The organism is Mycobacterium sp. ACS4331 (assembly GCF_001667265.1).
In the GTDB taxonomy this organism is placed as follows: Bacteria; Actinomycetota; Actinomycetes; order Mycobacteriales; family Mycobacteriaceae; genus Mycobacterium.
This window is the reverse complement of record NZ_LZHW01000101.1, coordinates 14,165-25,810: the sequence shown is the minus strand read 5'-3', so window position 1 is coordinate 25,810 and position 11,646 is coordinate 14,165. Positions and strand designations below refer to the sequence as shown.

At 70.7% G+C, this 11,646-nt stretch carries 5 protein-coding genes; 4 read left to right on the top strand and 1 reads right to left on the bottom strand.

Features of this window, described 5'->3' with window-relative positions; genetic code table 11:
* The first annotated feature begins 1 nt into the window (after nucleotide 1).
* From A5727_RS23330 to A5727_RS23315, 4 genes are read left to right on the top strand one after another with little or no spacing between them, the layout of a single operon-like run.
* A complete protein-coding gene (locus tag A5727_RS23330; protein ID WP_068255898.1) occupies nucleotides 2-5,206 on the top strand; it encodes a non-ribosomal peptide synthetase in 5,205 nt (1,734 codons plus the stop codon).
* Nucleotides 5,203-9,600 (top strand): non-ribosomal peptide synthetase, encoded by a 4,398-nt coding sequence (locus A5727_RS23325; RefSeq protein ID WP_068255895.1) that lies wholly within the window; start codon nucleotides 5,203-5,205, stop codon nucleotides 9,598-9,600. Before A5727_RS23330 ends, A5727_RS23325 begins: the two co-directional genes overlap by 4 nt.
* Nucleotides 9,597-10,901, top strand: a complete 1,305-nt coding sequence (gene mbtG, locus A5727_RS23320) for an NADPH-dependent L-lysine N(6)-monooxygenase MbtG (RefSeq protein WP_068255892.1) — start codon at nucleotides 9,597-9,599, stop codon at nucleotides 10,899-10,901. The genes A5727_RS23325 and mbtG overlap by 4 nt, the downstream gene beginning before the upstream one ends.
* Nucleotides 10,879-11,082 carry an MbtH family protein gene (locus tag A5727_RS23315; protein WP_068255886.1) on the top strand — a complete coding sequence of 68 codons (204 nt, stop codon included), beginning with the start codon at nucleotides 10,879-10,881 and terminating at the stop codon, nucleotides 11,080-11,082. The genes mbtG and A5727_RS23315 overlap by 23 nt, the downstream gene beginning before the upstream one ends.
* Before the next feature lie 140 nt (nucleotides 11,083-11,222).
* Here A5727_RS23315 and A5727_RS23310 read toward each other — a convergent pair whose 3' ends face one another.
* Nucleotides 11,223-11,537, bottom strand: coding sequence for a type II toxin-antitoxin system VapB family antitoxin (locus A5727_RS23310; RefSeq protein WP_068255883.1), 315 nt, complete (start codon nucleotides 11,535-11,537; stop codon nucleotides 11,223-11,225).
* Between the last annotated feature and the right edge of the window lie 109 nt (nucleotides 11,538-11,646).

Here is an 11,646-nt window from a genome sequence, read left to right as displayed (position 1 = left end):
CGTGACTGACACCTCCCTCGACGACCGGCGCCTGGAACTGTTGCGGCGCAGGCTCAACGAACGCGGGCTGTCGAACCCGGGCGCCGCTTCGGCCGCGGCGGACCAACCGAGCACCGGGCTGTCCGAGGGGCAGTTGCGGATGTGGTTCGTCCAGGCCGCCGATCCCAGTGGCGCACTGCTGAACGTGTCGGTGTCCTACCGGCTCACCGGTGCCCTCGACGTCGCCAGACTGCACGAGGCGGTGGACGCGGTCGCACAGCGGCACAGCGTGCTGCGCACCACGTATCACGCCGACGAGAACGGCGAACCGCACCCCCGCGTCATCGACGACCTGCGCCCGGCCTGGACCGTGCACGACCTCACCGAGCTGTCCGACCATGCCCGGCAGCTTCGACTCGAGGTGCTCGCACAGCGGGAGTTCGGCGCCCCGTTCGACCTCACCAAGGATGCCCCGCTGCGGATCACCGTGGTCCGCACCGCACCCGACGAGCACATGATGCTGTTGGTCGCCCATCACATCGCGTGGGACGACGCCTCCTGGCGGGTGTTCTTCACCGACCTCACCCATGCCTACACCGGTGCGACGCTCGAACCGGAACCGGTGCGGCGTCGATCCGCGGAGAATGCCTCCGAGGCCGCCGATCTCGCCTACTGGCGTGCGGTCATGGCCGATATGCCCGAGCCGCTGGAACTGCCCGGGCCCAACGGCTCGGCGGTCCCGAGCAGCTGGCGCTCGTCGCGCAGCACCGTGCGTCTGACCCCGGAGACCACCGAGCGCGTGGCCGCACTGGCGCGCGAGACCGGGGCCACCCCCTACATGGTGCTGCTCGCGGTGTTCGGCACCCTGATCCACCGCTACACCCACAGCGACGACTTCCTGGTCGTGACGCCCGTGGTCAACCGCGATGCCGACTCCGAGGACACCATCGGCTACTACGGCAACACCGTCGCGATGAGGCTGCGTCCGCACTCGAATCTGACGTTCCGCCAACTCCTCGACCAGGCCCGCGACACCGCGCTCGGGGCGTTCGCGCATCAGCGCGTCAATCTCGACCGGGTGGTTCGCGATCTCAACCCGGACCGCCGTCACGGTGCGGAGCGGCTGACCCGGGTGAGCTTCGGCTTCCGCGAACCCGACGGCGGCGGCTTCACCCCTCCGGGCCTGCAGTGCCGGCGCGGCGAACTGCGCGGCCACCTCACCCAGCTGCCGCTGGGATTCATGGTCGAGATGTCCTCGGCGGGTGCGCTTGTCGAGGCCGAGCACCTCATCGAGATCCTCGAACCGCGGCTGGCCGCACAACTGCTCGACCACTTCGTCGTCCTGCTCGACAGCGCCCTGGCCGCCCCGGACACCGTGCTGTCCCGGCTGGAGCTGATGGACCCGGCGTCCGCCGCGTGGCTGCGCGAGGTGTCCCACGGCGAGGTGTTCGACACCGCGCCCGCCACCCTGGCCGATCTGGTGACCGCGCAGGTCGCGCGGACCCCCGAGGCGACCGCGGTGGTCTACGAGGGCAGGCACTACAGCTACCGCGAACTCAACGAGTCCGCCAACCGCATCGCGCACTGGCTGATCGCACAGGGCATCGGTGCCGAGGACCGCGTCGCGGTGCTGCTGGACAAGTCCCCGGAACTCGTCGTCACCGCATTGGGCATCGTCAAGGCCGGCGCGGTGTACCTGCCGGTCGACCCGACCTATCCCGAGGACCGGCTGGCGTTCATCCTGGGCGACTGCGACGCCAAACTCGTTATCCGCGAACCCATCACGGGCCTCGACGACCAGCGCACCGACAATCCGACGCCCGCCGACCTGATCCGCCCGCACGGTCCGGACAACACCGCCTACCTGATCTACACCTCCGGAACCACGGGCCAGCCCAAGGGCGTCCCGGTGCCGCACCGCCCGATCGCCGAGTACTTCGTGTGGTTCCAGGGGGACTACGGAATCGACGCCAACGACCGTCTGCTGCAGGTCGCCTCACCCAGCTTCGACATCTCGATCGGTGAGGTGTTCGGCACGCTGGCCTGCGGGGCCCGCATCGTGATCCACAAACCCGGCGGCCTCAACGACATCGGATACCTGACCGATCTGCTGCGCGACGAGGGCATCACCGCGATGCACTTCGTGCCCTCGCTGCTCGGCCTGTTCCTGTCGCTGCCCGGCGTCAACCAGTGGCGCACCCTGCAGCGCGTGCCGATCGGCGGCGAACCCCTGCCCGGTGAGGTGGCCGACAAATTCCACGCCACCTTCGACGCGATGCTGCACAACTTCTACGGACCGACCGAGACCATCGTCAACGCCAGCCGGTACAAGGTCGAGGGCAAGCAGGGCACGCGGATCGTGCCGATCGGCACCCCCAAGATCAACACCACGCTGCACCTGCTCGACGAGGCGCTGCAGCCCGTCCCGGTCGGCGTGATCGGTGAGATCTACATCGGCGGCAGCCATGTCGCGCACGGCTACCACCGCAGGCCCGGCCTGACCGCCGAACGCTTCGTCGCCGACCCGTTCAACCCCGGACAGCGCATGTACCGCTCGGGCGACCTGGCCCGGCGCAACGCCGACGGCGACATCGAATTCGTCGGCCGCGCCGACGAACAGGTCAAGATCCGGGGCTTCCGCATCGAACTCGGTGACGTCGCGGCCGCCATCTCGGTGGACCCCAGCGTCGGGCAGGCCGTCGTGGTGCTGCGCGATCTGCCGCGGCTGGGCAAGAGCCTGGTCGGATACCTCACGCCCGTCGCGGGCGAACCGCTGGAATCGGTTGACGTCGACCGTATCCGCGCGCGGGTCAACGCCGCGCTGCCCGAGTACATGGTGCCCGCGGGCTACGTCGTGCTCGACGAGATCCCCATCACCACGCACGGCAAGATCGACCGAACCGCGCTGCCGGACCCGGAGATTGTGTCCGCCACCGAGTTCCGTGAGCCCGAGACCGCCACCGAGTGGCGCGTCGCTGCGCTGTTCGGTGAACTCCTCGGCCGCGACACGATCGGCGCCGACGACTCGTTCTTCGACCTGGGTGGGCATTCGCTGCTGGCCACCCGGCTAGTGGCCGCCATCCGAACCGCGTGCGACGTCGAGGTCGGGGTCCGGGAGATCTTCGAACTCGCGACGGTCGCGCAGATCGCCGCCCATGTCGACGCGCTCGCGTCGGGCAGCGTGGGACCTGTTCGGCCCCGCCTGATCCCGGTCGGCCACGACGGGCCGGCACCGCTGTCGGCGTCGCAACTCCGCACCTGGTTCACCTACCGCGTCGACGGTCCCAGTGTGATGAACAACATCCCGTTCGCCGCACGCCTGCGCGGCCCGGTCGATGTCGAGGCGTTGACCGCAGCGATCGGCGATGTCGTGGACCGGCACGAGGTGCTGCGCACCACCTACCGCGAAATCGACGGTGTGCCTTACCAGATCATCCACGAGCCCGCGGGCCTGCCGGTGCGCGTATTGGACGGTGCCGGGCAGCGGTGGGTCGCCGAACGACTGCAGAAGGAGCGCGCGCACATCTTCGACCTGGAGGCGCAGTGGCCCATCCGGGCCGCGGTGCTGCGGGCCGACGGCGAGCACGTCCTGGCCGTCACCATGCATCACATCGCGGGTGACCACTGGTCGGCGACGGTGCTGTTCACCGACCTGCTGGTGGCCTACCGCGCCCGAACCGGCGGGCAGGCCCCGCACTGGGCGCCCCTGCCCGTGCAGTACGCGGACTACGGGGTGTGGCAGTCCCAACTGCTCGCCGACGACAAGGGAATCGCTGCGCCGCAGCGCGAGTACTGGGTGTCCCAACTCGCCGGCCTGCCCGAGGAGATCGGCCTGCGGCCCGACTTCCCCCGGCCCCCGGTGCTCTCCGGGGTGGGTGAGGCACACGCCTTTGAGATCGCCGCCGACACCCGCAACCGGCTCATGGCGCTCGCGGCCGAGCTGAACGTCACCGAGTTCATGCTGCTCGAGGCCGCGGTGGCGGTCGCACTCAACAAGGCCGGCGGTGGATTCGACATCCCGATCGGCAGCCCCGTCGCGGGCCGCACCGAACCGGAACTGGACCAACTCGTCGGGTTCTTCATCAACATCCTGGTGCTGCGCAACGACCTTCGCGGCAACCCGACGGTGCGCGAGATCCTGACCCGCACCCGGGACATGGCGCTGGCCGCCTACGCGCATCAGGACCTGCCGTTCGACCAGGTCGTCGACGCCGTCAGCCCCGTGCGCTCACTGTCGCGCAACCCGCTGTTCGGGGTGGTCGTCCATGTGCGCGAACAGCTTCCGGCCGACCGGGTGATCGACCCCGACGGCCCCGTGACGTTCACGGCGCTCGAACCCGACTTCGATGCCGCACATGCGGATCTGCAGCTGAGCTTCTTCACGGGCGAGGACGGCTACCGCTGCCACGCGATCTACCGCGCCGAACTGTACGAGCGGGCCACCCTCGAGCGCTTCAGCATCTGGCTGACCCGCGTCCTGGAGGCCTTCGCGGACACGCCCGACGCCACGCTGCGCGACATCGAGGTCACCGACGCCGCCGAGCGGCAGCGACTCCTCGAGTGGGGCGGCGGCGACACCGGGGTGTATGTGCTCGACGCGGACCTCAAGCCCGCCGCGACAGGTGTCGTGGGGGAGCTGTACTTCGCGGGTGGGCCGTGGGGTGTGGGCCAGGCGGTCACCGCCGCCGACACCGCCGAGCGGTTCGTCGCGAATCCCTTCACCCCCGGTGCCCGGCTCTACCGCACCGGCGACCTCGCGCGGTGGACGGCGACGGGCACCCTGGAGATCGTCGGGCGGGCGGGCGAGGCGGCGGCACCCGCGGCCGCCGCGACAGCCGAACTGCCCGCCGAGCCGCCGAGCACCGACACCGAGCGCGCGCTCGCGACGATCCTGGCCGAGGTTCTCGACGTGCCGGTGGCCAACCGGCATGACGACTTCTTCACCCTCGGCGGGGACAGCATCCTCGCGGTGCAGGTCGCGGCCCGTGCCCGGGACGCGGGTCTGACGCTCAAGGCGCGCATGGTGTTCGAACACCCGGTGCTGCACGAGTTGGCGGCCGCGGTCGATGCCGGCCCCGCCGAGGCCGCCACGTCCTTCGAGTCCGCCGAGGACGACGCCGACACCGACGCGACCCACCATGCGCCGATGGCCGCCTCGGGTCTGTCCGCGGACGAACTCGCCGAACTCACGGCGTCCTGGGGCGGACCGCAGAACGGGGCACAGTGACCGTTTCGCAGTCCGCCGGCTCGGCGCCGGCCATCGAGGACGTCATCGCGCTGAGCCCGCTGCAGCAGGGGCTGTTCTCGATGACGATGCTCGCCGGGGCCGAATCCGATTCCGGTCCCGACCCCTACGTCATCGCGATGGCCGCCGACGTCACCGGCGTCCTCGACGTCGCGCTGCTGCGGGAGTGCGCCGAAGCCATGCTGGTGCGCCATCCCAATCTGCGGGCCAGCTTCTTCCGCGGCAACCTGAGCCGGACCGTGCAGGTCATCCCGTCGACGGTCGACCTGCCGTGGACGACGGTGCGGGCCGAGACCGCCGACGAGGCCGCCGCGATCGAGGCGACCGAGCGGGCCCGCCCGTTCGACCTCGAACACGGTCCGGCGCTTCGATTTCTGCTGATCGAACTGCCGCAGGCCCGGTGGCGTCTGGCGGTCATGGCGCACCACATCATCATCGACGGGTGGTCACTGCCGCTGTTCGTCGGCGAGCTCATCACGCTCTACCGCGCCGGCGGGGACACCGCGGCGCTGCCGCCGTCGCCGCGGCTGTACCGCGACTACATCGGCTGGCTGGCCGGTCGTGACGAGCAGGCCAGCCGCGCCGTGTGGCAACGGCATCTGGCCGGCCTCAGCGGGCCGACCCTGCTCACACCCGCGCTCACCGATGTCGAACCCGCACCGGGACTTCCGCAGCGCACCGAGGTCCGCCTCGACGCCGAGGCCACCCGCACGCTCGCCGACGCCGCCCGCGCGCACCGTGTCACCCTCAACACGCTGGTGCAGATGGCCTGGGCCACAGTGCTGTCGGTGTTCACCGACCGAGACGACGTGGTGTTCGGGATGACGGTGTCGGGGCGACCCGACGAGCTGTCCGGGGTCGAGACCATGGTCGGCCTGTTCATCAACACCGTGCCGCTGCGGATCCGGCTGGACCCGCGGCGCAGCGTCGGCGAACAGTGCGCCGAACTGCAGCGTGAAGCGGCGACCCTGCGTGAGCACAGCCACCTGTCGCACGCCGACCTGCGCGCCATCGCGGGTGTCGGCGAGATGTTCGACAGCCTGCTGGTCTATGAGAACTTCCCGCCGGGTGGGCTCGTCGGCGGGGGAGAGTTCACCGCCAACGGGGCGACCTTCGCGCCCGCGGCCTTGGAAAGCCTGTCGCATTTTCCGGTGACCATTGCCGCGCACCTGACCCACGGCGAGCTCACGGTGCTCGTCGAAATCCTCGACGGCGCACTGGGAGCCGTCGATCCCGAGGACCTGGGACGCCGCGTGATCGGCACCGCACAGGCACTGGTCGACTCGTGGGACCGGCCACTGCGCGAGATCCTGACGCTGTCGGAGCGGGAGAGCGGCCGAATCCGGCGCGCGGCGTTGCCGCCGCGCAACCCCGTGGGCGCGCACAGCATCCACGCCCGCCTCACCGAGATCGCCGCACGCACACCGGAATCGGTCGCGCTGAGTTTCGACGGCGGCCACCTGAGCTACGGCGAACTCGATGCCCTGACCGACCGGATGGCCGCCGGACTGCAGGCCCGCGGGGTGCGCGCCGAGGTCCCCGTGGCGATCAGACTGCCCCGCGGCCCGCAGTACGTCATCGCGATGTTCGCGGTGCTCAAGGCCGGCGGCATGATCGTGCCGCTGGATCCCGCCATGCCCGACGAGCGCATCGCCGACATTCTCGCGCAGAGCGGCGCCGAGGTGGTCGTCGACGAGGACTGGCCCACCCCCGACGACCTGCCGGCCGGTTGGCGGGCCGCCGACATCGCGCCCGACAGCGCGGCCTACGCCGTGTTCACCTCCGGCACCACCGGAAAGCCCAAGGGCGTCATCGGCACCCACCGTGCCGTGCTGGCCTACGCCGCCGACCACGCCGCGCACGTGCTGCGGCCCGCCGCGGCGCGGGTCGGCAGGCCGTTGCGCATCGCGCACGCCTGGTCGTTCACGTTCGACGCGGCCTGGCAGCCGCTGGCCGGGCTGCTCGAGGGGCACAGCGTCCACATCGTCGGCGACGACGTGCAGCGCGACGCCGAGGGACTGGTCGACGTCATCGACCGGCACGGGGTCGACATGATCGACACCACCCCGTCGATGTTCGCCCAGTTGGCCAACGTGGGACTGCTGTCCCGGGTGCCGCTGGTGGTGCTGGCTCTCGGCGGCGAGGCCATCGGCGTGAGCACATGGGCGCTGATCCGGGAGGCGTGCGCCCGAACCCAGATGACGGCCTTCAACTGCTACGGCCCGACCGAGACCACCGTCGAGGCCGTCGTCGCGGCGATCGCCGACCACACCCGGCCCACGATCGGCCGGCCCACCGCGGGCACCGGCATGCACATCCTGGACTCCTGGCTGCGGCCCGTGCCCGACGGTGTGCAGGGCGAGCTGTACCTGACCGGCGAGCAGCTGACCCGCGGCTACCTGGGCCGGCCCGGTGAGACCGCGAGCCGGTTCGTCGCCGACCCCGTCACCCCCGGCGCTCGGATGTACCGCACCGGAGATCTGGTGCGGCGTGCGGCGGACGGGACGCTGCAGTACCTGGGCCGCTCCGACGATCAGGTCAAGATCCGCGGGTACCGCGTCGAGCCCGGCGAGATCGTCGCGGCGCTGCTGACCCACCCCGCGGTGCAGACCGCGCATGTCGTGGTGCGCGCGCAGCGCAGTGGGCCGCGCCTGATCGCCTACGTCGGCACCGGCGGCACCGGCGGCACCGACGTGCCGGTGGCCGAGCTGCGGACCATGTTGACCGCCAGGCTGCCCCGCTATCTGGTGCCACACCACATCGTTGTGCTCGATGAGCTGCCGTTGACCTCGCACGGCAAGGTCGACGAACGGGCGCTGGCCGCCGCCGGCGGCATCACCGACACCGACACGGTCACGGCACCGGAGACCGAAACCGAGAAGGTGCTGGCGGAGGTCGTCGGCGAACTGCTCGAGACCACTGCCGTCGACGTCACCGCGGATCTGCTGGCGCTGGGCCTCGACAGCATCGTCGCACTGTCGGTGGTGCAGGCGGCGCGGCGCCGCGGTCTGTCACTGCGGGCGCGACTGATGCTGGAGTGCGGGTCCATTCGTGAACTCGCCGCCGCCGTCGACGCCGAGAGCCTGCTCGACGCCTCGCCCGACGAGGACCAGGCAACCGGACCGATTCCGGTGCTGCCCAACGTGCATTGGCTGCACCAGCACGGCAGCCCGCGCCGACTGGCGCAGACCGAGGCGATCCGGTTGCCGCCCGGCACCACCGGGGAGCAGTTGCGGGCGTCGCTGGCGGCCATCGTCGACGGCCACGAGATCCTGCGCAGCCGACTCGACCTCGACACCATGTGCTTCGTGCCCCACCAACCGGGCGAGGTCCTCGACGAGGTGACGGTGACCGGAGACCTCGTCGCGGCCGCCACCGAGTACACCCGCCGCAGCGTGGAGAGCCTGAATCCGCAACGGGGCCGGATGCTGGCCGCGGTGTGGCTGCGTGAGCCCGACGGTCCCGGGGTGCTGCTGCTGACGGCTCATGTGCTCGCGCTGGACCCGGCGTCGTGGCGGGTGCTGCTCGGTGAGCTGGACGCCGGATGGCATGCGCTGGCGGGCGGGCACCAGCCCGTGGTGGTCCGCGAGCAGACCACCTACCGGCGCTGGTCCCAGCTGCTGGCCGAGCGGGCCGCGAACCTCGACACGTGCGACTTCTGGCTGGCCCAACTGCAGGGTCCCGACCCCGACCTCGGGGCGCGGCGCGTCCGCCCGGCCACCGACCGGGCCCGCGACCTGCATGTCAGTGTCTCGGTCACCGATCCCGAGGTGAGTGCCCGGCTGCTGGCGGCGGCCCGGCCGATGCCCGAGCTGCTGGCACTGGCCGCGGCCAAGACCGTGACCTCCTGGCGGGTACGGCGGGGTCAGCCGACACCGACGCCGCTGCTCGCCGTCGAGACGCACGGGCGGGCCGAGACCGTCGTCGACCCCGGTGGGCACGTCGACACCGGCGAGACCATCGGGCTGTTCAGCGCGATCCATCCGGTCCGCGTGGACCCGGACCGGGGTCTGCCCGACATCGACGGCGACGGAATCGATTTCGGCCTGCTGCGCTATCTGCGGCCCGACACCGCCGAGCGCCTCGCTGCCCATCCGGAACCGCAGGTGATGCTCAACTACCTCGGCCGCACCGAGATCGTGGCCGGAGGCGGCGCGCTGCTGGACCGGTCGCTGCTGGTGGGCGCCTCACTGCTGCCCGAACCCGACCTGGCCGTGCTGCACGAGCTCACCATCACCGCCGCGGTCCTGCTGGACGAGGCCGGGCGGGCCGTCCTCGCTACGCAGTGGCGGGCGCTGCCCGAGATCCTGTCCGACGACGACATCTCGGCTCTGCAGGTGCTGTGGCAGAACGCGATACGAGAGGTGGCATCATGACCGGCACACTGGCGATCATCGGCGCCGGACCCAAGGCCGTCGCGGTCGCGGCCAAGGCCGCCGTGCTGCGCGACATGGGCATCGCGGCACCGCACGTGGTCGCGGTGGAGCGCACCGCGGTCGCGGCCAACTGGCAGTCGAGCGGCGGCTGGACCGACGGCAACCACAGGCTGGGCACGAGCCCCGAGAAGGACGTCGGCTTCCCCTACCGGTCGACCGTGGCGCCACGGCGCAACGCCGAACTCGACGACGTGATGCTGCGGCACAGTTGGCAGGCACACCTGGTGGCCACCGGGCAGTTCGCCGAGTGGGTGGACCGCGGTCGGCCCGCGCCCGCACACCGCAAGTGGGCGCAGTACCTGCGCTGGGTCGCCGACAACGTCGGCATGGACGTCGTCCGCGGCGAGGTCACCAGCATGGGCGTCGACCGCGGGCGCTGGGCGCTGCGCACCGAGCTGGACACCGAGACCACCACGATCGACGCCGACGCCGTCATGGTCACCGGGCCCGGTCAGGCCGAACGCTCGATCCTGCCGGGCAATCCGCGCGTGCTGTCCATCGCCCAGTTCTGGCACCGGGCGTCGGCGCACGAACGCATCACCGCCGAACGGGTGGTCGTGATCGGCGGGGGTGAGACGGCCGCAGCCATCCTCAACGAGCTGTTCGCGCACCGGGTTTCGACCATCACGGTGATCTCGCCGCAGGTGACGCTGTTCACCCGCGGCGAGGGGTTCTTCGAGAACACCCTGTTCTCCGACCCCACCCACTGGTCCGGGCTCACGCTGGCCGAACGCCGGGACGCGATCGCGCGCACCGACCGCGGCGTGTTCTCGGCGCGCGTGCAGGATGCCCTGCTGGCCGACGACCGCATCCGGCATCTGCGCGGACGGGTCGCCCACGCCGTCGCCCGCGACGAACAGATCCGGCTGACCCTGCACACCGACCGGGCCGGCGAGTCACTGGAGACCGTGCACGGGTTCGACCTCGTCATCGACGGGTCCGGGGCCGACGCGCTGTGGTTCACCGACCTGTTCACCCAGGATGCGCTCGACCTCATCGAACTGAGCCTCGGCGGTCCCATGACCGGCGAGCGACTGCAGGAGTCGATCGGCTACGACCTCGCCGTCGAGGGGCTGTCGCCGAAGCTGTTCCTGCCCAATCTGTCCGGTCTCAACCAGGGCCCGGGGTTCCCCAACCTCAGCTGCCTGGGCCTGCTCTCCGATCGAGTGCTGGGCGCGGACCTGACCGAATCCACCGATCGCAACAGCAGGAGAAGCCATGAGCACCAACCCCTTCGATGACGAGAACGGCACCTTCTATGTGCTGGTCAACGATGAGGAGCAGCACAGCCTGTGGCCCGCGTTCGTCGATGTCCCGGCAGGGTGGACGGTGGTGTTCGGCGAGGCGCCCCGCGCCGAGGCGCTGGCCTACGTCGAGCAGAACTGGGCCGACATCCGGCCGCGCAGCCTGCGGGCCGGGTAGACCCGCCCGCGGCTACCCCGTCGCCACGCTCCCGCCGCCGGTACCCCCGCCACTCCGAAAATGTGCGGAATTGCATGTATTTCGCCGAAATTCCCTGCAGATCCGCACATTATTCGGCGCAATAGGGGCGGCGGAACCGGTCACCCCGCCTGCGGCGCCAGCACGTCCATATCGAACAACCGGGCGTGCAGCACCGTGCGGTTACGCAGCGCGGCCCGCACCGCGCGGTGCAGGCCGTCCTCCAGGTAGACGATGCCCTGCCACTTGACGGCGTGCGGGAACAGATCGCCGTAGAACGTCGAATCCTCCGACAGCAGCCGGTCCAGGGCCAGCACCGTCGTCGTCGTGACCAGTTCGTCGAGCCTGATCTGCCGGGGCGGGATCTGCGACCAGTCGCGATAGGTGAGGCCGTGCTCGGGATAGGGCTTGCCGTCGCGGACACCCTTGAAGATCATCGGCAGGTCTCTCCTCGTACGGCCCCCCGGCTCGACTCGATACCGGAAGGTTAGTCGCCGCGGTCGCGCTCCTCAACGCTGTTGGCGACAGACCGTAAAATGGACTAAC